Origin of the sequence: Rhodobium gokarnense (genome assembly GCF_025961475.1) — a bacterium.
Classification (GTDB): Bacteria; Pseudomonadota; Alphaproteobacteria; order Rhizobiales; family Rhodobiaceae; genus Rhodobium; species Rhodobium gokarnense.
The window spans coordinates 128509-151180 of record NZ_JAOQNS010000001.1 but is presented as its reverse complement, the minus strand read 5'-3'; the positions used below and the strand labels follow the sequence as shown (position 1 = coordinate 151180).

The window sequence follows — 22672 nt, the reverse complement described above, 5'->3', positions numbered from 1 at the left end:
GTTCTCCGGTGTTCCCGCGACGGCCGCAAAGGGTCGTCAGGTGTCTCGTCCGGGCCGCGCACCGGCCTTCGTGGCGCTGACGCGCGCGGTTTTCGGGCCATATCCGCCAGCGCCCGGAGTCTGCACGCTGATCACCTCGCCGGCCCGAATCTCCCGCTCTCCAAGGGCGCTGTAGAGGATTTCCTCACCTGTCGTTCCCGGATTGAGGATGAAGGTTCCGGGTTGTCCGTCCTCGCCGCCGGCAAGGCCCTTGGCGGGCACCGTCTGCCGCTCGGCCGCCAGGGTGACGCGCATGTCGGCGAGCGCGCGGTAGCTGCGAATGATGCCCGCGCCGCCGCGATACTGGCCCTCGCCGGCCGATGCCGGGTTGAGGGCGTATTCCTCGATCAAGAGCGGATAGGACTGCTCCAGCGCCTCCACGGGCAGGTTGGAGGAACCCGACGCATGGACGCGGATCGCGTCGGTACCGTCCTTGTAGGGACGCGCGCCGAGCGCTCCGGCATAGGTCTCGTAATTGACCCAGAACTGGCCCGGCTGCTCGCGTTCGCCGGAAAAGATGATCTGGTGGTGCGGGCCGCAGCCGGAGAGCGCCCGCTCCGGCACCAGTTCCGAGATCGCCCGGGCGACGACGTCGCCGATGACGGCGCACGGCAGGGCGCGCGCGCCGACGGCCGCCCCCACATTCGGGTTGAGGACGCTGCCCTCGGGCGAGGAGATGTGAATGGCGCGGAAATAGCCCGAATTGGCCGCAAGGCCAGGGTCGAGCAGCATCTTGAGGACCGAATAGATGGTCGAATGGAGCGCCCCGAGCGGCACGTTGCGCGCGCTCTGCAACTGCTCGGCCGAGCCGGCGAAATCGAGGAAGATGTCGGTGCCGCGCTTTTCCAGCGTGAGGCGGATCGGCACCGGCCGCTCCGGCGCGTAGACGTCCGGATCGAGGAAATCCTCCACCGTCGCGGTGCCGTCGGGAATGTCGGCAAGGACCGAACGGAACCGGGTCTCGGTCGCGTTCATGTAGCTGGTCAGGGCACCGAGCGTCGCCGCCGCGCCGAACTTGGCGACGCACTCCTTGACCCGGCGCGATCCCACCTGGTTGGCGGCGATCTGGGCGAGGAGGTCGCCGCGGCGTTCGTCGGGCGTGCGCGAGTTCAGCGCAACGATCGACAGGATGTCCTCCACGATCTCTCCCTCGCGCATCACCTGCACGGTCGGAAACCGGATGCCTTCCTGGAAGATGGTCTTGCAGGCGATCGCCTCGCTGCCCGCCAGCATGCCGCCGACGTCGGCGTGGTGCGCGATGTTGGCAACGAAGGCGACGGGTTCGTCGTCGAAGAACACCGGCGCCATGACGTTGATGTCGGGAAGGTGCTGGCCGCCGCCATTATAGGGGTCGTTGGCGAGGAACATGTCGCCCGGCCGCAGCGTCTCCAGTGGCCGCGTCCGGACGAGTTCGCGCACGGACCCGATCATCGAGCCGAGATGGATCGGAATGCGCGGCGCCTGGGCCAGCACTTCGCCATCGAGACCGATGACGGCGGTGGAAAAGTCGAAGCGCTGCTTGATGTTCGGCGAATAGGCCGTGCGCGCGAGCGCGGTCCCCATCTCTTCGGCAGCACCGAGGACCTGGTTGTAGATGACCTCCGTCATGATGGGGTCGATGCTTGCCGGCGGTGTCGCCGCCGTCGTCTCTGCCGCGCTCATTCGGCCTCCTCCAGAACCAGGACACCGCTCGCAAGCAGCGTGAACGACATGCCGGGCAAGACGAGCGTGCTGGTGTCCATCTGCTCGATGATCGCCGGGCCGTCCATGCGCGTTCCCGGGATCAGGCTGCTGCGCTGGTAGATCGGCGTGTCGGTCCAGCCGGTGTCTTCGAACCACACGGATCTCGTGGCGGACGGGCGCCCGTCGCCGGCAGCAGAGAGATCGTCTGCGGGATAGCGCGGCTGCCGGCCGGTCGCGACGATGCGGATGGCGACCAGTTCGACCCGCTGCGCCCGCGCGGCATAACCGTAGTTCGCCTCATGGGCGTCGTGGAAGGCGTTCCTCAGGGACGCCGCGACGACCTCGTCGATGGCGCCGAGGCCGATCTCGACCTGCAGTTCGGAATCCTGGCCGCCATAGCGGAAGTCTCCGAAGCAGGCGATTTCGAAGTCGTCGGGCGCCTTGCCCTCGCGCAGCCGCCACGCCCCGACCTCGGCCAGCACGTCATCGCGCAAATCGGAGATCGCGCCGGACGCGCCGTCGACGACCGGGATCAGCCGCGTCCTCGAGAAGTCCGCCCGCTGCCGGGAATGCAGGAGGCCATAGGCGCACAAAAGGCCGGGATTGGCCGGCACGATGACCTTCCTGATACCGAGTTCGCGGGCGACTTCGGCCGCCTGGGCCGGCCCGCCGCCGCCGGCCGCCAAGAGCGCGAAGTCGCGCGGGTCGTGGCCCCGTTCAACGGAAATGACGCGAATGGCCTGGACGATCTGGGCATTGGCGATCCGGATGACGCCGAACGCCGCTTCCGTCGGGCTGAGGTTCAGCTCTCCGGCAAGGTTGGAGATAACGCCGTTGGCGGCCTCCCAGTCGACCTTCAGCCGGCCACCGAGCAGGGTGTCCGGATTGAGCCGGCCGAGCACCTGATTGGCATCGGAGACGGTCGGCATCGTCCCGCCGCGGCCGTAGCAGGCGGGTCCGGGCGTCGCGCCGGCGCTCTGCGGGCCGACCTTGAGAAGGCCCGACGCATCGATCCAGGCGATGCTGCCGCCGCCGGTGCCGACCGTGTGCACATCGACGGTCGGGGTCTTGACCGGCAGGCCGGCGATGCGCTGGTCGAGGCGGAGCTGCGACTGCCCGTTCTCCACGAGGCAGACATCGGCGCTGGTGCCGCCGACGTCGAGGGTGATGAAATCCCCCTGCCCGGCCGCCGCGGCCACGGCGACCGCGCCGATAACGCCGGCCGACGGACCCGACAGGAAGGTGTTGATCGGCTTTTCCCGAGCCGCCGTCGCCGACATGGTGCCGCCGCTCGACTGCATGACCCTCAGGAACGCCTTGCCGGAGAGGTCGCGCACGCCGCCTTCGAGCTCGGCCAGGTACCGGTCCATGACCGGCAGCAGGCTGGCATTGACCACCGTGGAGCAGAACCGCTCGTACTCGCGGAACTCGTTCACCACTTCCGCCGACGTGCAGACATAGACGCCCGGCAGGCGGCGGCGGATCTCGCCCGCGATCCGCTCCTCGTGCCGGCTGCTTGCATAGGCATGCAGGAAGCAGACCGCGACTGCCTCGACGCCGGCCGTCCGGAGCCACGGAACGAGCGCCGCGATTTCGGCCGCCGGCGGCTCCTTCAGGATGTCGCCGTTGCGGTCGAGCCGCTCGTCGATCTCGAAACGGTCGCCGGGCGCGGCGATGGGATCGGGCTTGTCCTTGTCGATGTCCCAGAGATCCGGCCGGCGCTGGCGGCCGATGTCGAGGACGTCGCGAAAGCCCTTCGTGGTCACCAGCGCGGTCCGGGCGTAGCGGCTCTGCAGCACGGCATTGGTCGCCACGGTCGTACCGTGCGAGACGCCTTCCAGCCGGGCATGGTCGGTGCCGCTCTGGGCGAGGATTTCGCGAAGGCCCAGGAGCGCGGCGAACGCCGGATTGTCGTTGGTCGAGGGGAGCTTGTGGAGGAAGACGCGACCGTTGACGGGGTCGAGCGCCACCACATCCGTGAATGTTCCGCCGATGTCGATACCAACGAGCACGCCCGCTTCCTTCTCTTCGCCCAGGGACGAAGCAAGCAAGGCATATCAAAAATGACTAGTCAATAATAATCTTGACCATGCATTTGAGCGGCGACGGCGACAAACCGCGGAAATACCCGGAACGGCGGTCGCCGCCCACCGGATGCGACCGCCGTTCTGCCCGGGCCGGAAAAGCGTGAAAAGTTGGGACGGATCGGCACCGGGCGGAGCATCCTTCCGGGGTCGGCCACCTGGGCGCGACGCACCGCAATGCCCGGCACCGCAGCGCAAACGGCTACCCGTCAGGCGCCGCTCGTGTACTGGAACCGGACATCGTTGCGATAGCAGGATTCGCCATGCGTCAGCGGCTGGTCGTCACCGTCGTAGAAGGTGTACTCGCGAAGGACGAGCGGGGTGCCCGGACGGATGGCGAGAAGGCCGGCCTGTTTTTCCGTTGCCGCGGTCGCCGTCAGCGTGCCGACGATCTTGTCGGGGCTGAGGCCCAGTTCGCGGTGCAGTATGTCGATAAAGGCCATCTCCTCCAGCGCGCGCACCGTGATGCCGCGGCCGAGATCGCGCCGGATATGGCGGATTTCCAGGCTGATCGGGCGGCCGTCCGAAAGCCGCACCCGCTCCAGCCGGTAGACGTCCTCGCCCTCGCCGAGACCGAGCGCCGCGCGCACCTTGTCATTCGGCTGCGTCAGGTCGAACCGCAGGAACTTGTAGGAGACCACCGCGCCCTGGCGCGCCAGCTGCTCCTCGATCGACTGCACGCCGGAGGAGACCAGCGCGGCATCGACCGTGCGTTCGGCGACGAACGAGCCGCGGCCGGCCTTGCGCACCACCCGTCCCTCATGGACCAGTTGCTGGAAGCCGCTGACCACCGTCGCGCGCGTCGTGCTGAACTGTTTGGCAAGCGCGTTTTCCGACGGCAGCTTATCCCCGGGCTGGAGCTGGCCGGACTCCATCAGCTCCAGCAAGTGATTGCGAATCTGCTGGTACAGCGGCACCCCCCTCCCGGCGCCGGCGGCATGGTTCGTCTCGGCCAAGGATATCCCCGTCTACCAGTCATTTCCAGACAATTGCATAGTCAATTGAAATCTGGCATCCGGCGGACACCTTGTCAACCACACGAAGCCCTGGCACCGGCGCCTCAACGCGTGCGGCCGCCCGGTGCCGCGAAGGCGCCGCGCAGGGCGTCGCCGATGGTCGCGCGTGAATAATCCTCGAACAGGTCGACCAGTCTCGTGCGTTGGCGATACGGCGGAAAGATCAGCCCCAGCGTCACCGTCAGTTCGGGCCGGACCGGGCGAACGACGATGTCCATCCCGGCGGCCTCCTCCAGCGCCGCCATCGGATTGATGATGCTGACCCCGAGCCCGGCGCGCACCAGCGCGCAGGCCGAAGCGCCGAGATCGGTCTCCACCGCGATCGCCGGCTCCACGCCCTCCTCGCGAAAGAACGCATCGACCTGGCGACGCAGGGAACCGCCGCTGGAAAAGGCGATGAAACGCTCGCCGGCAAGGTCGGCAGCGCCCACGGCCTCCCGGTCCGCAAGCCGATGCCCGGCCGGCAGGACGCACACGCACTGGGACGTCGACACCGGCACCATGTCGAGCCCCGTGCCGCCGGCGCCGTACAGCATGACGAGGCCGACGTCGCAGATACCGGACCCCACCCAGGTATCGACGGCGCTGGCCGTGCCCGAATGGATCGACACCATGACATCGGGATAATCGGTCTTAAGCGCCGCGACCGCCCGGGTGAGCAGTCCGCCGGCGAGCCGCGGCATGGCGGCGACCCTGAGGTTCTGCGCCCGGAACGAGCGGATATCGTCGGCCGCCGCCTCCAGGGTCTTCAGCCCGACGAAGGCCTTTTCCACCTCCTCGAAGAACTTCGCGCCCTCCGCCGATGTGGCGATGCGCGTGCCGTTGCGGGTGAACAGGGAAAAGCCGGCGATCTCTTCCAGTTGGCCGATCAGCCGGCTGATCTGCGGCTGCGAGGTGTGCAGTTCCTCCGCGGCACGGGTCATGGAGCCGGTCATGACGACGGCCCGAAAGGTCTCGATATGCTGCAGTCCCATGCGTCTGGCGGTCATGGATCCTCCGCGGCGGTTTCGGACATGCGGCCGGAGGGCCGGCGCCTGCCCCGCTTCGCCGCATTATATCAAATAAGTATGACAATGATCATAATACGCATTTCCGATATGTCACCCGCCATGCGATCATCCGCGCACCGAAGGACGGCTCGGGCGCGAGGGTCGAAAAGCGACCGCGGGGCCCGACGCGAACCGCCAGGGCGCCTGGAAGCGCCCGGCACCTTGCATGCGGAGAAATTTCAAGATGGTCGTTCAACACCCCGCCGCGATCGAACCTGGCAACGAGGCCATCGACCTGCGCAGCGACACCGTCACCAAGCCGACCGAGGCGATGTATGAGCGCATGCGGAGCGCGCCGCTCGGCGACGACGGGCTCGACGGCGATCCGACCGCGCTCGAACTGGAACGGCGCACGGCCGACCTCCTCGGCAAGGAGGCCGGCGTCTTCGTTCCCACCTGCACCATGGCCAATCTGATCGCCGTCCTGGCGCAGGCCCAGCGCGCCGACCAGATCCTCGTCGGGGACAACGCCCACATGCTCCGGATGGAGCGAGGCAACGCGATCTTCACCGGCGTTTGCATCAGGGCCGTCCCGACCTTCCGCGGCGCCGTCGACCGCGACGCCGTCGCGGAGATCCTGACCGTCGACCGCAGCCGCATCGCGACCTCGCTGATCTGCCTGGAAACCTCGCACAATGCCGCCGGCGGCACCGTACTGACGTTGCCGCACATGGAAGCGATCCGCGCCTTGGCGGCGGAATACGGCATCAGGGTCCATCTCGACGGTGCCCGGATCTTCAATGCCGCGGTCGCCCTCGATGTCGCCCCCGAGCGGATCGCGTCCCATGCCGATACCGTCGCCATCTGCCTGTCCAAGGGGTTGAGCGCGCCGGCCGGAGCCGTGCTGGTCGGCCCCGCCGAGACGATCCGGCGGGCGCGCCAGATGCGCAAGCTGCTGGGCGGCACGCAGCGCCAGATCGGCGTCCTTGCGGCGGCCGGCATCGAGGCTATCGAGGTCATGCGCCACCGGCTCGGCGAAGACCACGCCCGCGCCGCCCGCCTCAGCGAGGCCCTCAACAGGGCAGGAACGACGCTGGCGGCGAGCACGCCTGAAACCAACATCGTCCAGGTCGACGTCTCGAAAACGGGCCGCACGAGCTTTGAATGGGTCGACGCGCTGACCGCCGGCGGCGTCCTGACGCGCACCGTCGACCCTGCCCTGCTGCGCTGCGTCACCCATCGCCATATCACGGACGCGGACATCGACCGGGCAGCAGGCGTCTTCCTCACCCTCGCCGGCCAGGAGCAGCACGCGTAAGGCAGAGACCGCTCGCCGCCGATTGCCGGGCTCGCCGGAAAGGCGCGGAACATCGCCATTGCTGCCAGGACGGGGGTCCGCCGACGGGAACGGGCGGACGGAATGGTAGGCCCGGCAGGACTCGAACCTGCAACCAGACCGTTATGAGCGGTCGGCTCTAACCAATTGAGCTACGGGCCCGCGCCGCGTTGAGCGCCCGTCCCCTATAGCATGTGAGCCCGGCGCCGCAAGTCCGCGCGCGGCGTCCCGGCGCCGCGCCTTGCCGGCCGGGTTTTCGCAGCCATGTCGAGGAAAAACGCCGCCGCCGTTCAGGCCGGCGCGACGGACGGATCGGGGCCGCAGGAAACCTCGTGGATCTCCTGCAGGCCGGGAATGCCGCGCAACGGATAGGCGCCGAGATAGCGCGTCGGGTCGCCCTTCAGCCGCTCGGCGAAGTCCTTCGACATCAGGATCTTGCGCTGCAACTCGCCGCACAGGCTGGCGATCCGGCTTGCCGCGTTGACGTCGCGGCCGATCATGGTGAAGTCGAGCCGGTGGCCGGAGCCCACATTGCCATAGGCAACGCGGCCGAAATGCAGCGCCACGCCGACGGAAAAGCCGGGCTCGGCCTCCGCCCCGATCCGCGCTGCCCGCTTCTGCACGTCCTTGGCCGCCGCATAGGCCGCCTGGCAGGCATCGCCGCTCGATCCTTCCTCGGCCGGGAACATGGCAAGGACGCCGTCGCCGATGAATTTCAGGATCTCACCGCCCCGCTCCTCCACGGCCGGCACCACGCAGTCGTAGTAACGGTTGAGGAGCCCGGTGACGGCCTCGGCCGACATGTCGAGCGACAGGGTCGTGAACTGGCGCATGTCGGCAAAGAGGATCGCCGCGCGCACGCGCGTGACCTCGCCGCGGTGGACATTGCCCTCCAGCACCCGCCGGTGCGGCTCGTCGCCGAGATAGATCCGGAGGAGGTCGTCGAGCATGCGGTCGAGGGAAAGGATTTCCGCCGCCGCGGCAACGGCCGGGGCCAGCATCGCGATGACCATCAGATCGTCATCGGAAAAGCCGGCCGGATCACGGGTCGCCAGCGTCAGCCCGTTGGAGAGGCCGAAGCGGGAGGAGAACGGGATGCAGATATAGTGGGTATAGCCGCCCGCCTTCAGCTCCGGCACGATGCCATAGGCGTCGTCGGGCGTGTCGGCGAGCCACAGCATGACCCATTCGCCGGTGTCGTGGGCGGCCTTGTAGGGGCTGTTGTCATAGGCCGGCGAGGGCCCGGGCGTATAGGCGTAGGGGTTGATGGTCGCCGGCTGGCCGAGCTGCCAGTGGAAGCCGAGGCCGGCATATTCGGAATGCAGGAGCCGGATGGCGATCGCGGCCCGTTCCACGGGAAGGCCGGCGGCGCGGGCATGGGCGCACAGGCCCTCGATGAAGGTGGCGCCGTCGGTGGCGCGCCGGCCGTCGCCGAGCAGCCAGCCGATCGCGGCCTTGGCCTTCAGCCACCGCTCCTGGGGCAGCGGCTTGGTCTTGGTGAATTCCGGGGTCGGGAGATCGACAACGTTCACGGCAGCAGGTCGTCCTAGCAGGTGGAAGAAAGAAAGGACGGGCGCGGAAGAAGCGCCTTCCGCCGCGTCACCAACGGAATATGGTCCTTTGCCGGAAAATCGCCAGTCGCAATCCGTCACGCTTGGGTGATGGTTGCCAAAGTCGGAATAAGCGCAGCTGCATCCGTTTCTGGAAGGATGGTGCATCGACGACGGGAGCGACACCGGTCAGCGATCGCAGGAAGGCCGCGATATCGGCGATGTCCGTTTCCGTCAGGACGCGCCCGGGCCCGACGACCGGGCGCCCGGCACGATCGCGCACAAGCGATGTCGTGCCGGAAACGTCGCCCGTAGTCGAACGGCGAAGCTGGGCTTCGGCCATGATCCGGACGGCATCTTCGAGGGTGTCGACCGAACCGTTGTGAAAATAGGGCGCTGTCAGCGCCACGTTCCGCAAGGACGGCACCCGCCACACTCCGGCCCCGTTACGCCCTGCATCCGCCGTCAGGGCGAAGCGCGCCAGCAGCGGGCTTGTCCGGAAGACGGGGAAAAGCCGGTAGGGCGAAGCGTATCGATCGCCGGCGACCGTAAACCACGGATCGGCATGGCAGGTCCGGCATCCGATCTCGTCGAAGAGAAACAGGCCGCGCTTCTGGCGCGCACTGAGGGCGTCGTCGTCGCCCAGCACGAACCGGTCATAGGCCGATCCGGGCGTCACAAGGGTGCGCTCGAAGGCGGCGATCGCTCGGACAATATCCTCGGCGGTGACGGGCGCGGACAGCGCCTCGGCGAAACGCGCCCGGTAGTCAGCATCGCCGGCAACGATCGCCACCGCGCGCGCCATCGACGGCAGACCCATCTCCACCGGGTTGAGGAGCGGTCCGAGCGCCTGTTCCTCAAGCGAAGCGGCGCGCCCGTCCCAGAACAGGCGCCTCAGGAACCCGGCATTGAGGACGGTCGGCGCGTTGCGCGTGCCTGTCGCTCCGGCAATACCGACGGCGGTCGGGCGCCCGTCGTCACCGCCGCCGGCGATGTCGTGGCAGGACGCGCAAGAGACCGTCCCGTCGGCGGAAAGCCGTTTGTCGAAGAAAAGCCGGCGTCCCAGATCGACCAGCGCCGCGTCCGGCACATCGGTGGCGACCGGCAGGGCCTTCCAGGCCTTGTCGCGCCCGAAGGGCTGCAAAGACGGAGTGCCTAAGGAAAGACCGAGATCGGCGGAGCGCCCCATCCGCTCCGCCGACGCGGGGTCGATGGCACGCGCGGCGGCCGCAACGGCGGCCAAAGCGCCCGTCGGCTGCAGGGAGAGGAGCACCACGGCCTTGATCGACATGGCGAGAATGCCGAAGCCGAGGAGCGCAGCAAGTCCGATCCGGCCGGGCGACGCCACGCCGAGGCGCCGAGACAGCTCGCCGGACACGAGGACCAGCACGCCAAGACCGCAAACGGCCAGGAGCGGCAAAAGCAATGCGACGGTCACGGGCGTGGCTCCTGTCGATAGGGAACGATTGCCCTGACGACATAACGAAGGCGGCCGGAGCGTTCTGTAGCTTTGGTTACAGTCGCGACCGTTTATCCAGATTGGCAATCAACGCACCGTTGGCCGCACTCTCACGAAGAAAAGCCGCGCGGCCCTTCCGGACCACGCGGCTCTTTTGTCTCATCCGTCGTGCGGACGGCGACCGATATTTCGGCCACCCTGTCTCTGTCTAACTATCCAAGAAGCTCCTGAGCTTCCTTGACCGGCTCGGGTGCTTCAGCTTTCTCAGCGCCTTGGCCTCGATCTGGCGGATGCGTTCGCGGGTGACCGAGAATTGCTGGCCGACCTCTTCCAGGGTGTGGTCGGTGTTCATGCCGATGCCGAAGCGCATGCGGAGCACGCGTTCCTCGCGCGGCGTCAGGGAGGCGAGCACCCGGGTCGTCGTCTCGCGCAGGTTCGACTGGATCGCCGCATCGATCGGAAGGACCGCGTTCTTGTCCTCGATGAAGTCGCCGAGATGGCTGTCTTCCTCGTCGCCGATCGGGGTCTCGAGCGAGATCGGCTCCTTGGCGATCTTCAGGACCTTGCGGACCTTTTCCAGCGGCATCGCCAGCTTTTCGGCGAGTTCCTCCGGCGTCGGCTCGCGGCCGATCTCGTGCAGCATCTGGCGCGAGGTGCGGACGATCTTGTTGATCGTCTCGATCATATGCACCGGGATGCGGATGGTGCGCGCCTGGTCGGCGATGGAACGGGTGATCGCCTGGCGGATCCACCAGGTGGCGTAGGTGGAGAACTTGTAGCCGCGGCGGTACTCGAACTTGTCGACCGCCTTCATCAGGCCGATGTTGCCCTCCTGGATGAGGTCCAGGAACTGCAGGCCGCGGTTGGTGTATTTCTTGGCGATCGAGATGACGAGCCTGAGGTTCGCCTCGACCATCTCCTTCTTGGCCTGGCGCGCCTCGCGCTCGCCCTTCTGCACCATATGGACGATGCGGCGGAATTCGGTGATCTCAAGGCCGGTCTCAGTGGCCAGATTCTGGATCGCCTGGCGCAGCTCGCGGATCGTCTCGCGCTCGTTGGCGACGAATTCCTTCCAGCCGCGCGAGCCGAGATTGGCGACGCGGCGGATCCAGTTCGGATCGAGCTCGAAGCCCTGGTACTGCTTCAGGAAGTCGTCGCGGCCGGTGCCGTAGCTTTCCGCAAGGCGCAACAGGCGGCCCTCATAGCCCATCAGCCGGCGGTTGATGTCGTAAAGCTGGGCGACCAGGGAATCGATGCGGTTCTGGTTGAGGGAGAGGCTCTTCACCTCCTGGATGATGTCTTCCTTCAGGCGCTTGTAGCGGCGCTCCTGGCTCGGCGACAGGGTCTGGTTCTTCAGCCGGTTCTCGACGAGCTGGTCCTGCAGCTTGCGGAGCTTCTTGTAGTTCTCGGCAATGAGGTCGAAGGTTTCCAGGACCTTCGGCTTCAGCTCCGCCTCCATCGCCGCCAGCGAGATGTTGGCCTCGAAGTCGTCGTCGTCCTCGCCGTCCTCGTCGCCGCTTTCCTCCGCCTCGTCGGCGTCCTTGCTGTCGTCGGCCTTCTTGATGGCCTCCTCGCTGGAGGCCTCGCGCGGGCTGGCGACCGTGCTGTCGCTCTCTTCCTCGCTGTCCTCGCCGCTGTCGCTCTTGCTGCCCGGATCGGCGTAGGTGGCTTCAAGGTCGATGATGTCGCGCAGGAGGATCTGCGCCTCGTTGAGCTGGTCGCGCCAGATGATGATCGCCTGGAAGGTCAGCGGGCTTTCGCAAAGCCCGGCGATCATCGCTTCGCGTCCGGCCTCGATGCGCTTGGCGATGGCGATTTCGCCCTCGCGTGACAGAAGCTCCACCGAGCCCATCTCGCGCAGATACATGCGCACCGGATCGTCGGTGCGGTCGGCCGGCTCGCGGGTCGTCGTGGTCTTGGCGACGGCGGTGGAGGTGGTGGCTTCGACGAGGTCGCCGCCATTGCCGTCCTTGTTGTCGTCGTTTTCCTCGGCCTCTTCGGACTCGATCACATTGATGCCCATATCGGAGAGCATCGACATGGTGTCCTCGATCTGCTCGGAGGTGACCTCTTCGGAGGGCAGCACCTCGTTGAGCTGGTCGTAGGTCACGTAGCCGCGCTTCTTGGCCTGCTTGATCATCCGCTTGACCGCGGCGTCGGACAGGTCGAGGAGCGGTCCGTCGTGGCCCTCGGTCTGGGTCTCTTGGGTCTCTTCGGCTTCGGTCTTGGTGGCCATGATCGTCTTGCCTCGCTTGCGCGCTTTAACTCTCGGCGCCGGCAGCCGGACGCCCGCGGGTCGCGGGAGCCCGGCGGGCGCGCACTAGGATCGTCTCGAGTTCCTGGTGGTGGCGGACCGCAGCAACTGCGCGGCCGAATCGGTGTCTGCGGCGAAGGCGAACGGGCGCGACAGGCCGGCGAACGGCACAGAGCCGCCCGCCAGGAAACCGCGCGCCGGTCCACGGCCGCGCGTCAGTTCGTCTCGTCCCGAATGCATGTGTCGTGCTGCGCCCACGCCAAAATCTCGTCGTCGGTAAACGGTAGAGGAACTCTCTTAACTCCCGTTTAACCGAAATTTCTTTGCCGCATGAGGGTCAAAAAAACTGTCATACGGTGTCGGGCGGCAAAAGAAAACCGTTGCCGGTCCCTTTCGGCCTCGCGATCCGGATTGTGGAGCGGGTCTGAGATGCTTTCGTCGCCGATGCGTTGGGCGCTGATCTTCCGCTCGACCGTGATATGTAATGCGGGGGCAAAATTCCGCAAGGCTGATTCGCAAGCCAGGGCGAAGTTATTCCAAGGACTCGCGAATTCGCCCCGGTGGGAAAGCGCGGCGAAAGCCCTCAAACCGCCGTGCGATCGGCCGCCTCGCCGCCCGTCGCCGCCTCGAATTCCAGCCGGATGATCCGTGCCGCCTCGGCAAGATCGCGCTCCCTGCGCGCAACTTCTTCCGCGCGCCGGTTGACTTCCCGTGACAGCTCCAGGATGCGCGCCTCCGTTGCCGGGTCGATGTCGCCGTCGGCCGCCGCCACGTCGTGGTTGAGCTCGTTGCGCATGGAGCGAAGTTCCAGGTGGTCGAGCAGCAGTTCCAGATAGGACTCCACGAAGTGCTCCGGCGGATGGAACTTCAGGATCGGCTGGTCGGCCCACAGGCTGCGCCGCCGCTCCGCGCTGTCGCGGACCCGGGAGAGCACGCTTGCGTGCACCTCGTGCAGGACGTCGAAGAATTTCGGGTCGAGGTCTTCATAGAGCGCCGAGACCGCGTCGCTGTCCCGGTCGATGACGACCCGGTGCAGCTCCTCCTTGAAGCTGTCGAAATCGCCGCTGACGAAGGGGATCGCCTGCAGCCGCTCGTAGTGCTGCTCGAAGAGCTGCGGAAAGGAAACGCAAAGGCCGAGGACGGCGCGCTCCAGCGTCGTCGCCTCCTCCACCTTGAAGCCCGGGACCGTCCTCAGCGCCGGCGTCTCGTCGCCGTCGCGGGCGGACCGCCGCGCCCGGCCTTCGCGTGGCCCTTGCGACCCGCGCGTCTGCTGCCAGAACAGCTCGGAGAGCCGCACCCGGTAAGCCTGACGGTAGCGGCGGGAAACGAGGCCGTCGGCAATGGTCGCGACCAGGTCCTCAATACGCTTTTCCAGCGCCGCCTTGCGCTCCGGCGTATCGATCCGCGCCGCCGCCGTCTCGCGCTCCCACAGGACATCGAACAGCGGCAACGCCTTCTGCAGTTCGGCCATCAGGGCCTCGCGGCCGCCCTTGGCGATAAGGTCGTCCGGGTCCATCCCCGGCGGCAGGAAGGCGAAGTTGAAGGAAAGCCCGCTTTTCAGAAGCGGCAGGATGCGGTCGATGGCCCGGTGCGCGGCGGCCGTGCCCGCGGCGTCGCCGTCGAAACAGACGACGGGCTCGGACGCCAGCCGCCAGAGCCGCGTCATCTGCTCCTCGGTAAAGGCCGTGCCGAGGGTGGCGACGACCGAGGCAATGCCGGACTGGTAGACGGCGATGGCGTCGAGATAGCCCTCCACGACAACGACCGAGCCGGTGTCATGCGCCGGCTTTCGCGCCCGGTGCAGATTGAAGAGGACGGCGCTCTTATAGAACAGCGGCGTTTCGGGCGAGTTCAGGTATTTCGGCTCGCGGTGCGGGTCGATGGTGCGCCCGCCAAAGGCGACGACCCTGCCCCGCTCGTCCTCGATCGGCACGATCAGCCGGTTCCGGAACCGGTCGTAGCTCGCCCGCCCGTCCTCCGGCTTCAGGATCAGCCCGGCCTCGACCATGGAGGCCTCGTCGATGCCCTGGGCGAGCAGATGCTTCTTCAGACCGTCGCGCGCATCCGGGGCATAGCCGATGCGGAATTCGGCGATGGTCTCCTTGCGCAGCCGGCGTTTGGCGACGTAGTCGCGGGCGGCCTGGGAGCTCGGTAGCCGCAGCATTTCCTCAAAATACCGGCAGGCAAGTTCGACCACCTCGCCGAGACTCTTCTTGCGCGCCTCGCGCTTTTCCGCCTGCGGGTCCGGCGCCGGCATCGGCAACCCGGCCTGGCCCGCCAACCGCTCCACCGCTTCGGGAAAGCTGACCCCCTCGGTCTCGACAAGAAAGCGGAAATGATCGCCCGAGGCGCCGCAAGAAAAGCAGTGATAGCGGCCGCGCCGGTCGTCGGCATGGAAGCTCGGCGTCTTTTCCTGATGAAACGGGCAGCACGCCCAGAAGTCGCCCTTGGCCGGCTGCGACTTGCGCCGGTCCCAGGCAACGCGCGGCGCAACGACCTCCGAGATCGGCAGCCGAGCGCGGATTTCATCGAGAAAGGAGGTGGTGAACCGCATGGCGGCGACTATAGGCCAAAGCGAGAACGGGCGTCAGCCGGGAATCGCGTTAATGGGCCGCGATAGATGTTGACAAACCGGAAGCGTATGTATATACAAAATGCATATTTTCGTACCTTTTTCCGGTCGTGAATTTGGCCAAAATGGAATAAGAGGGATGACAGATAATGGGCAGGATAAACTTCTGGAATCCCAGCTATTTCCAGCATTTGAATGGGATGAAGAAAAACGAAACTCCAATATCAGAAAGCACGGCATCGACTTTTCTGCCGCCATATCCGTTTTCGACGGGCCCCATTTCTGCAGTCGCTCTGATCGGCTTGATGAAACGCGCTTCATCGCAGTTGGTACCGTCGGCACAATCGACATCGCCGTCGTGTACACGATCCGAACTGACCGTTGTCGAGTGATCTCCGCACGAAAGGCACGAACAAATGAGCGAAACGCGTATCATCAAGCAATCAGACAGGGCCAAACTTCGCGACAGGACGGACTGGGACCGGGTCCGGAACCTGACCGATGAAGAGGTCGAGCGCGCCGCACGCGAAGACCCCGACTGGGAAGGTCTCCTCGACATCGACTGGTCGAAAGCCGTGCTGGTGGTCCCGGCGCCGAAGAAGGCGGTGTCCATCCGCCTCGACGCCGATGTGCTCGATTTCTTCAAGAGTGAGGGCCGCGGCTACCAGACCCGGATCAACCAGGTGCTGCGCTCCTATATGGAGCACCGCAGGAAGGAGGCCGAGGACGCCTGACCGGGCGCCCTCGCCTCGCCGTACCTACTGAAGCTGTTCCTTGACGATGCCGCTGGCCTTGGAAAAGTCCATCTGGCCGGCATAGCGCTCCTTCAGGGCCGACATGGTCTTGCCCATGTCGCGCAATCCGCTCGCGCCGATCTCCGCGATCACCCCGGCGCAGACCGCCCGCGTCTCCTCCTCGGAGAGCTGGCGCGGCAGGAATTCGGAGATGATCTCGATTTCCTCGCGCTCTTCTTCCGCCAGTTCCAACCGCCCCGCCTCCTCGTAGATGCGGGCCGATTCCTCGCGCTGCTTCACCATCTTGGCGAGGATCTGCAGGATCTCGTCGGCACCGACGGCATCCTTGCCCTGGCTGCGGGCGGCAATATCGCGATCCTTGATCGCAGCACTGATGAGCCGCAGCGTCGCGACCCGTCGCTTCTGCTGCGATTTCATCGCGTCCTTCAATGCAGCCTGAATGGCTTCTCGCATGACCCACCTCGGGATGTCGCGGACCGAGTTTTGGAAATTACACCGAAAAACCCCGTCCTGGCAAGTTTCTCCTGGATTAACTGTTTGATATATATACAGATTTTATTTTTCGCACCTATTGACGGACCCATCGCCTTGGCCTAGTCTCTGGCGCTCGAACGCCTTGAGTCCGGGCGGGCGAACCCCATCTGTCATCACGGTAACGCCAGCCATCGCAAGGGAGTTCCGCGGCGAGGACGCTCTTGTGCGGAGCTATCGCGCACCTTACGCGCGGCGCGGCGACGGAAAAGACAACAGTTTCGGACGGAAAATCAGCATCATGACCGACCCATGGCAAGACCCGCGCCCGACCGGGGTGCTCGTGCTCGCAAACGGAACCGTGATTGAGGGGATCGGCTACGGCGCCGTCGGCGAGGCCGTCGGCGAGGTCTGCTTCAATACCGCGATGACCGGCTACCAGGAGATCATGACCGATCCCTCCTATGCCGGCCAGATCATCACCTTCACCTTCCCCCATATCGGCAATGTCGGCACCAATGACGAGGACATCGAGACGGTGAACATGGCCGGCTCCTCGGGCGTGCGCGGCTGCATCACCAAGACCGAGGTCACCGACCCGTCCAACTGGCGCGCCGGCAAGCATCTGGACGCCTGGCTGAAGGCCCGCGACATCGTCGGCCTCGCCGGCATCGACACCCGCGCCCTCACCGCCCTGATCCGCGAGAGCGGCATGCCGAATGCGGTCATCGCCCACGACCCGGACGGCAAGTTCGACCTCGACCGGCTGAAGGCCGAGGCCGCCGCCTGGCCGGGCCTTGAGGGCATGGACCTGGTGCCAATGGTGACCTCCACCCAGCGCTTTTCCTGGGACGAGACGCCGTGGGAATTCGGCACCGGCTACGGCCGGATGGAAGAGCCGGTCCACCATGTCGTCGCCATCGACTACGGCATCAAGCGCAACATCCTGCGCCTGCTCGCCCGCGAGGGTTGCAAGCTGACGGTCGTGCCGGCCGACACCAAGGCCGACGACATCCTGGCCCTTAAGCCGGACGGGGTGTTCCTGTCGAACGGCCCGGGCGATCCGGCCGCGACCGGCGAATATGCCGTGCCGGAGATCAAAAAACTCGTCGACAGCGACCTGCCGGTCTTCGGCATCTGCCTTGGCCACCAGATGCTGGCGCTGGCGCTGGGCGGCGCCACCAAGAAGATGCACCAGGGCCACCACGGCGCCAACCATCCGGTCAAGGACCACACCACCGGCAAGGTGGAGATCACCTCCATGAACCACGGCTTCGCCGTCGACCGCGACAGCCTGCCGGCCGATGTGGAAGAGACCCATGTCTCGCTGTTCGACGGCTCCAATTGCGGGCTGAAGCTGAAGGACCGGCCGGTATTCTCCGTCCAGTACCACCCGGAGGCCTCCCCCGGCCCGCAGGACAGCCACTATTTGATGACCCGCTTCGTCAACCTCATCCGTGAGCGCAAGAACGAGGCGACCATCGCCGAGCGCCCGGCACCGGGCGAGGCCCGCGCCGCGGGATAGCCGCCGGCGCCCTAGCAAACAGCCGTCGTCGCCCGGCGGCAGCGGAACTGTGCGACGACGCCTCCGATCGGGCTGCGTTTTCAGCCTGCGCCGTGCTGCGAAACGCCCGGCACAGACATGCCGGCTTCCGGGGGCGTGGCGACGAGCGGCTGAAAATCGTCGGTAACATCTGGGAAGATTGCCGACGACGACAAAAAATGCGCCGACATTGCGTCACTTTGAGCGCTCGACTCACAGCTATCCAGAATTGCATATACGCTGGATACATGATTTATTTGGTGCGATTTCCGGAGGCCGCCACCATTGACGCCCTATAACAGTCAGGGTCCGGCAGCATTCTGGCGCACCGCCGTCGCCGAAAAGAATGCCCTTGCGATAGGGCCGCTGTGGACCCCGAAATTTCCGATTTCAAGACGCGATGCCATCGTCACGGCCGGGTCGTGTTTCGCCCAGCATATCGGCCGCGCCTTCAGCGCACGGCGGTACAACTGGTTTGATGCCGAACCGGCTCCGCCGAAGATGCCAAAAGCCAGCGCCGACGCGTTCAACTACGGCATCTTCTCTTTTCGAACCGGCAACATCTACACCACCGCGCTGCTGCGCCAATGGGTTTCATGGGCCCTCAAACGCGAAGCCCCGCCGGACGAATTCTGGGAAAAGGACGGACGCTACTACGATCCGTTCCGGCCGGTCGTCGAGCCGGACGGGTTCGCATCCCTCGACGAAGCGCGCATCTCCCGGGCCGGTACGATCGATGCCGTCCGTCGGGCCATCGGCAACGCGAAGGTCTTCGTTTTCACCCTCGGATTGACGGAAAGCTGGTCGAACCGGGAGACCGGGATCCATTACCCGATGTGCCCGGGCACGGCGGCCGGAGAGTTCGACCCCGACCTGCACGTGTTCTCAAATCTCACCTACCCGGAGATTCTGGCCGATTTGCACGACGCGATCACCATGATGCGCGAAGTCAACCCGGACCTCCGGTTTCTCCTGACCGTCTCGCCGGTGCCGTTGACCGCAACGGCCACCGACACCCATGTCCTGGTGGCGACGACCTACTCCAAATCGACGCTCCGCGCGGTCGCCGGCGACACCGCATCGGCCTTCGAATTCGTCGACTACTTTCCGTCCTATGAGATCGTCACGAACCCGTGCTACCGGGGGCTCTTCTTCGAGCCGAACATGCGCTCGGTGGCGCCCGAGGGCGTCGATTTCGTGATGTCGTCGTTCTTTGCCTGCCTCGGCGACAAGGGCTTCAAAAAGAACATGGAGGCGGGCGAAGCGGCCAGCCCCGGCAAGGATACCACCGGCCACGACGCCTTATCGGCCGCCGACGAGGAGGACGATATCGCCTGCGAGGAAGAATTGCTCGCCGCCTTCGGTCCGGAAAGTGCCGTGCGATGAAACCGATCGTCATCACCGGAGACTCCCATATCGGCGTTTTGAAGCGGGGCTACGACCGGAGCCCGCTCGCACAAGGCTACGACATCCTCTTCGAGCCGATCGGCTCAGGGGCGGTTGCCAAGGAAGATTTCTTCAACGTCAACGAGGAAAAAAAGTTCGTCCGCGTTCGGGAGTTAAAAAAACCGGACGGGACAAGATTGAACAAAGGTCGCATTTTTCCCATCCAAAGCCTGCGTAAGCAAAAAAAAGCTGCCCATTACTTCGTAAGTCTGCCCTTGAACACATCGAGGATCCTCAGAGAATACAATTGGCGCACCTATGTGCCCTGGAACCTTCGTCAGGCCGATTGGGAAATCCCCTTGTCCGAGGCGGCGGTCGCCGCCCTGATCCAGCAGGATGCGCAATACGCCTGCGGCTTCGTCGAAGCGCTCGTCGATGTCGGGCTTCAGGTCGCCGTCGTCGAAGCGCCGCGGTTTTTTTCCGACTCCCCCTATCTGGAAAAGCACAGGCTCGAGGTGTGCAGCCACATATCGGAGCGCTATCGCAGCTATGTGAAAGACCGTTTGCGCGCGCGGGATATCGACATTGTCGAGCAGCCGGAAGAGACGATCGCCGCCGACGGCACGACGCGCATGGAATACGACCATGAAGGTCCCAAGGACGTCCACCACGCCAACGTCGCCTTCGGGCGCCTCATGGTCGAGCGGATCGTCGCCATGGCCCGGGCGCGGGAACCGAAGTCGCTGTTCGGAAGCTGGAAAACGCCGGGCCGAGCCGCGACGTCGAGATAGAACCCGGCACGCCTCCGGCGTGAACAGGACTTTTTCTTAAACCCGCCGCCCGGAAAACGTGTCGCAGTCCGAGACCTTGCCCGACGACAGCCCGCGCCGGAACCAGCGCGCGCGCTGTTCCGAGGTGCCGTGGTTGAAGGCGTCGGGCACCACATAGCCCTGCGTCCGCTTCTGGATCGCGTCGTCGCCGATCTGGTGCGCCGCGTTCAGCGCCTCCTCGATGTCGCCGGCCTCCAGCAGCCCCTTTTGCTGGGTGAAATGCGCCCAGACCCCGGCATAGCAGTCCGCCTGTAACTCGACCCGCACGGAGAGCTGGTTGGCCTCGCGCTCCGACAGGGTCTGGCGGCGCCGGTTGAACTCTGGCAGGACGCCGGTGAGGTTCTGAACATGGTGGCCGACCTCGTGGGCAATCACATAGGCCTGCGCGAAATCGCCCGGCGCCTTGAAGCGCCGGCGCAGCTCCTCATAGAAGGCCAGGTCGATATAGACCTGCCGGTCTCCCGGACAGTAGAACGGCCCGCTCGCGGCGCTGGCGAACCCGCAGGCCGAGCGGGCGCGGCCGGAAAAGAGCACCAGCGTCGGCTCCTCATATTTCAGGTCGTTGGCGGCAAAGACCCGGTTCCAGACGTCTTCCGTGTCGGCGAGGACGACGCTGACAAACGCCCTGCCCTCGTCGTTGCGCCCGCCCGCCGGCGCCGTCTGGCGTTGCTGCGAGACGGTCTGTCCGCCCTCAAGAATGCCAAGGACCTGGCGCGGATCGATGCCGAAGAGGAGCGAGGCACCGATGGCGATGAGCACGAAAAGGATGCTGCCGCCACCTGCCCGGCGCACCACGCGCCCGCCGCGCCGGTCATCGATGTTGGAACTCTGCCGTCGTCCCCGCCAGCGCATCGCCGGTCTCCCATATCCGTGGCTCGGCCACGCTCACGGGCCGCAATGCGCGACAGTAGCGCGTCACTGCCGGACCTGGGAACCGGTTTCGAAGGAAAAGAGACGGGCGGGCCGAAAACAGCGAAAGGGCGCGGCCGGGGCCGCGCCCTTGTCGTTCCTGCATCGGAAAGTGCGGGCCGTCAGGCGAAGGTCCGACGGATCCGCTTGACGGCGGAGGTCAGCTTGCACCAGGCCACTGCGGTGTTGTGCAGATTGACCTTGCGCTGTCCGAAATAGCTGCGGGCAACCAGAATGTTGAGAGCCATCTGCTCATCCTCGTGTCAGCCGGTCGAGGCCCGCAAACTACAATCCTAAAGTTGTGAATTCGTGCATATATTCGGTTAGCGCGGGCTTACCGTGACAGTTCCGTTCATGCCCCGTTGCCCGCCCCGCCGCAAACAACGAAAGGGCGCAGCCGAGGCCGCGCCCTTTCGTTCAGGGGGTCACAAATCGCCTTGGGTCAGGCGAACAGCCCGCGGAGCCGCTTGAAGGCGGCATTCAGCTTGCACCAGACCAGGGCGGACGTGTGAACGTCCACCTTGCGGTGCCCCATATAGCTGCGCGCAACAAGAATGTTGACGGCCATTTTTCTTCTCCTTGTGTCACCCGGCATCGCCGGGACTCCCTCTTGAGGGGAGCTTGTCGTCTTGGGTGCACTTGGTGCATCTTCGAAATGATAGATACGCACAGAGTGCCACTATTTCAAGCCAAAAAATGCACACTGTGCGCAAATGGCGATATTTACGGTAAATGTTTCCTGCAGCGGCCACGGCCGCCGGTCCGCAACCAGGAATTAGGGGACGAAAACCGCACATCCCGGCCGCTCGCCGTCGCCCGGACGGGCCGGCGCCGAAGAATCCGCCGACCGGTCGCGGCACGACGCGCCGGTGGCCTGCCGAGCGGTATGATGGGACGGAAAGCGGCATGTTGCAGGCCGCGAAAGGCCGGCAAGCGGTGCCCTCGGCGGACCCAAGAAACGCGGCCGTCAGGCGCCGAAATTCAGCACCTTGCGGATCAGGCGCGTCATGCTGCAGGAAAATGTCGCATGCCGATGGACATCGATCCCGTGCGGAGCGACCATCGCCCGTCCTATGATGAGATCAGCCAGCATCTCGCGTTCCTCCCGGCTCGTTCGAGCCTGCGCCCCGCTGCGAACCCACGACGTTTGCGGAGACTCTATTGACTCCGCAGGCCCATTCGGACTTCATTAGCACTGAGTGCACGTTGGCGTACTCGGTGCGCCTCTGTCAACGCCCAGGGTGCACAATGTGCGCTGATGCCGCATCCGATTCCGAACTGCGCGTTTCCATGAAAAAAGCTGAAAAATCCGGCGACGACGACATCCCGATGAGCCCGGAGAAATTCCGCGCCTGGCGCAGGGCCCTCGGCTGGAAACAGAAGGACGCCGCCGACGCCCTCGGGCTGAAAAAGCGGATGATCCAGTACTACGAAAAGGGCAGGCGCGACGGTAAGAAGGTCACCATCCCCAAATCGGTGCGCCTCGCCTGCTACGCGCTGTCGAAAGGCGTCACCGATTTCGACGGCGAACTGGTCGTCGCGGTCGCTCCGGGCGGCGACCTGGAGGCCCATTCCGGCCCGCTCGAGCCGGAGCTTTCCGCCGATGCGCCAAAGGCGGACGGCGTCGCCGTCGAAACGCCGCTCGATACCGCCAAAAACACCGGGTAGGCCGCCGGCGCGCCTGCGTCATGTTGGCCGGATTTGGCTGGCCATCGCCCATCCTATCGTGTAGAACCCGGCGCGGCTTCGCATAGCCATCCACGCACTTTCGGTGTTCGAATCCCGCGGGCCCACGG

20 protein-coding genes and 1 tRNA gene are annotated in these 22672 nt (G+C 65.6%); 7 read left to right on the top strand and 14 right to left on the bottom strand.

Translation table 11 applies throughout. The features are described 5' to 3' along the window. Positions 1 to 36: 36 nt before the first annotated feature. The 4 genes from M2319_RS00735 to M2319_RS00720 form a co-directional block, all read right to left on the bottom strand. Entirely contained in the window at positions 37 to 1701 is a 1665-nt protein-coding gene (locus tag M2319_RS00735; RefSeq protein WP_264599515.1) for a hydantoinase B/oxoprolinase family protein, read from the bottom strand. Continuing rightward, positions 1698 to 3734, bottom strand: a complete 2037-nt coding sequence (locus tag M2319_RS00730; protein ID WP_264599514.1) for a hydantoinase/oxoprolinase family protein — start codon at positions 3732 to 3734, stop codon at positions 1698 to 1700. Before M2319_RS00730 ends, M2319_RS00735 begins: the two co-directional genes overlap by 4 nt. Positions 3735 to 4015: 281 nt before the next feature. Further along, on the bottom strand, positions 4016 to 4762 hold the full coding sequence (locus tag M2319_RS00725) for a GntR family transcriptional regulator (RefSeq protein WP_264599513.1): 747 nt from the start codon (positions 4760 to 4762) through the stop codon (positions 4016 to 4018). A 104-nt stretch (positions 4763 to 4866) separates the two neighbouring features. After that, on the bottom strand, positions 4867 to 5811 hold the full coding sequence (locus M2319_RS00720; protein WP_264599512.1) for a LysR substrate-binding domain-containing protein: 945 nt from the start codon (positions 5809 to 5811) through the stop codon (positions 4867 to 4869). Between the two features lie 244 nt (positions 5812 to 6055). Here M2319_RS00720 and M2319_RS00715 point away from each other — a divergent pair, with 244 nt between their 5' ends. Next, positions 6056 to 7129, top strand: a complete 1074-nt coding sequence (locus M2319_RS00715; protein ID WP_264599511.1) for a GntG family PLP-dependent aldolase — start codon at positions 6056 to 6058, stop codon at positions 7127 to 7129. A gap of 103 nt (positions 7130 to 7232) precedes the next feature. Here the strand turns inward: M2319_RS00715 and M2319_RS00710 are convergent. The 5 genes from M2319_RS00710 to dnaG form a co-directional block, all read right to left on the bottom strand. Beyond that, positions 7233 to 7309, bottom strand: a tRNA-Ile gene (locus M2319_RS00710). A gap of 128 nt (positions 7310 to 7437) precedes the next feature. Beyond that, positions 7438 to 8679: an adenylate/guanylate cyclase domain-containing protein gene (locus M2319_RS00705; protein WP_264599510.1), complete on the bottom strand. Its 1242-nt coding sequence runs from the start codon at positions 8677 to 8679 to the stop codon at positions 7438 to 7440. Between the two features lie 67 nt (positions 8680 to 8746). Continuing rightward, positions 8747 to 10135 carry a cytochrome-c peroxidase gene (locus tag M2319_RS00700; protein ID WP_264599509.1) on the bottom strand — a complete coding sequence of 463 codons (1389 nt, stop codon included), beginning with the start codon at positions 10133 to 10135 and terminating at the stop codon, positions 8747 to 8749. A gap of 229 nt (positions 10136 to 10364) precedes the next feature. Next, positions 10365 to 12392 carry an RNA polymerase sigma factor RpoD gene (gene rpoD / locus M2319_RS00695; RefSeq protein WP_264599508.1) on the bottom strand — a complete coding sequence of 676 codons (2028 nt, stop codon included), beginning with the start codon at positions 12390 to 12392 and terminating at the stop codon, positions 10365 to 10367. Between the two features lie 601 nt (positions 12393 to 12993). Beyond that, the gene (gene dnaG, locus M2319_RS00690; protein WP_264599507.1) at positions 12994 to 14964 is read right to left on the bottom strand and encodes a DNA primase; all 1971 of its coding nucleotides are present in this window, start codon (positions 14962 to 14964) and stop codon (positions 12994 to 12996) included. A gap of 100 nt (positions 14965 to 15064) precedes the next feature. Here dnaG and M2319_RS00685 point away from each other — a divergent pair, with 100 nt between their 5' ends. Together M2319_RS00685 and M2319_RS00680 are read left to right on the top strand one after the other, a co-directional pair. Further along, complete coding sequence (locus M2319_RS00685) at positions 15065 to 15487, top strand: BrnT family toxin (RefSeq protein WP_319801756.1); 423 nt, start codon at positions 15065 to 15067, stop codon at positions 15485 to 15487. Beyond that, on the top strand, positions 15399 to 15716 hold the full coding sequence (locus M2319_RS00680; protein WP_264599506.1) for a BrnA antitoxin family protein: 318 nt from the start codon (positions 15399 to 15401) through the stop codon (positions 15714 to 15716). Before M2319_RS00685 ends, M2319_RS00680 begins: the two co-directional genes overlap by 89 nt. A gap of 24 nt (positions 15717 to 15740) precedes the next feature. Here M2319_RS00680 and M2319_RS00675 read toward each other — a convergent pair whose 3' ends face one another. Next, the gene (locus M2319_RS00675) at positions 15741 to 16190 is read right to left on the bottom strand and encodes a GatB/YqeY domain-containing protein (RefSeq protein ID WP_264599505.1); all 450 of its coding nucleotides are present in this window, start codon (positions 16188 to 16190) and stop codon (positions 15741 to 15743) included. 319 nt (positions 16191 to 16509) lie between these two features. Between M2319_RS00675 and carA the strand changes: the two genes are divergently transcribed. The 3 genes from carA to M2319_RS00660 all read left to right on the top strand — a co-directional run bounded on the left by carA (position 16510) and on the right by M2319_RS00660 (position 19928). Beyond that, positions 16510 to 17733, top strand: coding sequence for a glutamine-hydrolyzing carbamoyl-phosphate synthase small subunit (gene carA, locus M2319_RS00670; protein WP_264599504.1), 1224 nt, complete (start codon positions 16510 to 16512; stop codon positions 17731 to 17733). A 303-nt stretch (positions 17734 to 18036) separates the two neighbouring features. After that, positions 18037 to 19137 (top strand): GSCFA domain-containing protein, encoded by a 1101-nt coding sequence (locus tag M2319_RS00665; protein ID WP_264599503.1) that lies wholly within the window; start codon positions 18037 to 18039, stop codon positions 19135 to 19137. Next, the gene (locus M2319_RS00660) at positions 19134 to 19928 is read left to right on the top strand and encodes a hypothetical protein (RefSeq protein WP_264599502.1); all 795 of its coding nucleotides are present in this window, start codon (positions 19134 to 19136) and stop codon (positions 19926 to 19928) included. The genes M2319_RS00665 and M2319_RS00660 overlap by 4 nt, the downstream gene beginning before the upstream one ends. Positions 19929 to 19964: 36 nt before the next feature. Here the strand turns inward: M2319_RS00660 and ypfJ are convergent, their stop codons facing one another. The 4 genes from ypfJ to M2319_RS00640 all read right to left on the bottom strand — a co-directional run bounded on the left by ypfJ (position 19965) and on the right by M2319_RS00640 (position 21969). Then, the gene (ypfJ, locus tag M2319_RS00655) at positions 19965 to 20819 is read right to left on the bottom strand and encodes a KPN_02809 family neutral zinc metallopeptidase (protein ID WP_264599501.1); all 855 of its coding nucleotides are present in this window, start codon (positions 20817 to 20819) and stop codon (positions 19965 to 19967) included. Positions 20820 to 20998: 179 nt separating this feature from the next. After that, entirely contained in the window at positions 20999 to 21124 is a 126-nt protein-coding gene (locus M2319_RS00650) for a hypothetical protein (protein ID WP_264599500.1), read from the bottom strand. Between the two features lie 194 nt (positions 21125 to 21318). After that, complete coding sequence (locus M2319_RS00645; protein WP_264599499.1) at positions 21319 to 21444, bottom strand: hypothetical protein; 126 nt, start codon at positions 21442 to 21444, stop codon at positions 21319 to 21321. Positions 21445 to 21843: 399 nt separating this feature from the next. Next, the gene (locus M2319_RS00640) at positions 21844 to 21969 is read right to left on the bottom strand and encodes a hypothetical protein (protein ID WP_264599498.1); all 126 of its coding nucleotides are present in this window, start codon (positions 21967 to 21969) and stop codon (positions 21844 to 21846) included. Between the two features lie 197 nt (positions 21970 to 22166). Between M2319_RS00640 and M2319_RS00635 the strand changes: the two genes are divergently transcribed. Beyond that, the gene (locus M2319_RS00635; protein ID WP_264599497.1) at positions 22167 to 22544 is read left to right on the top strand and encodes a helix-turn-helix domain-containing protein; all 378 of its coding nucleotides are present in this window, start codon (positions 22167 to 22169) and stop codon (positions 22542 to 22544) included. Positions 22545 to 22672: the final 128 nt, after the last annotated feature.

Bases quoted from the DNA above. Each gene is read 5' to 3' on its own strand.
- M2319_RS00735 (WP_264599515.1), bottom strand. From the start codon at position 1,701: ATGAGCGCGGCAGAGACGACGGCGGCGACACCGCCGGCAAGCATCGAC.
- M2319_RS00720 (WP_264599512.1), bottom strand. From the start codon at position 5,811: ATGACCGCCAGACGCATGGGACTGCAGCATATCGAGACCTTTCGGGCC.
- M2319_RS00715 (WP_264599511.1), top strand. From the start codon at position 6,056: ATGGTCGTTCAACACCCCGCCGCGATCGAACCTGGCAACGAGGCCATC.
- rpoD (WP_264599508.1), bottom strand. From the start codon at position 12,392: ATGGCCACCAAGACCGAAGCCGAAGAGACCCAAGAGACCCAGACCGAG.
- dnaG (WP_264599507.1), bottom strand. From the start codon at position 14,964: ATGCGGTTCACCACCTCCTTTCTCGATGAAATCCGCGCTCGGCTGCCG.
- M2319_RS00685 (WP_319801756.1), top strand. From the start codon at position 15,065: ATGCATATTTTCGTACCTTTTTCCGGTCGTGAATTTGGCCAAAATGGA.
- M2319_RS00680 (WP_264599506.1), top strand. From the start codon at position 15,399: ATGAGCGAAACGCGTATCATCAAGCAATCAGACAGGGCCAAACTTCGC.
- M2319_RS00675 (WP_264599505.1), bottom strand. From the start codon at position 16,190: ATGCGAGAAGCCATTCAGGCTGCATTGAAGGACGCGATGAAATCGCAG.
- carA (WP_264599504.1), top strand. From the start codon at position 16,510: ATGACCGACCCATGGCAAGACCCGCGCCCGACCGGGGTGCTCGTGCTC.
- M2319_RS00660 (WP_264599502.1), top strand. From the start codon at position 19,134: ATGAAACCGATCGTCATCACCGGAGACTCCCATATCGGCGTTTTGAAG.
- ypfJ (WP_264599501.1), bottom strand. From the start codon at position 20,819: ATGCGCTGGCGGGGACGACGGCAGAGTTCCAACATCGATGACCGGCGC.
- M2319_RS00650 (WP_264599500.1), bottom strand. From the start codon at position 21,124: ATGGCTCTCAACATTCTGGTTGCCCGCAGCTATTTCGGACAGCGCAAG.
- M2319_RS00645 (WP_264599499.1), bottom strand. From the start codon at position 21,444: ATGGCCGTCAACATTCTTGTTGCGCGCAGCTATATGGGGCACCGCAAG.
- M2319_RS00640 (WP_264599498.1), bottom strand. From the start codon at position 21,969: ATGCTGGCTGATCTCATCATAGGACGGGCGATGGTCGCTCCGCACGGG.
- M2319_RS00635 (WP_264599497.1), top strand. From the start codon at position 22,167: ATGAAAAAAGCTGAAAAATCCGGCGACGACGACATCCCGATGAGCCCG.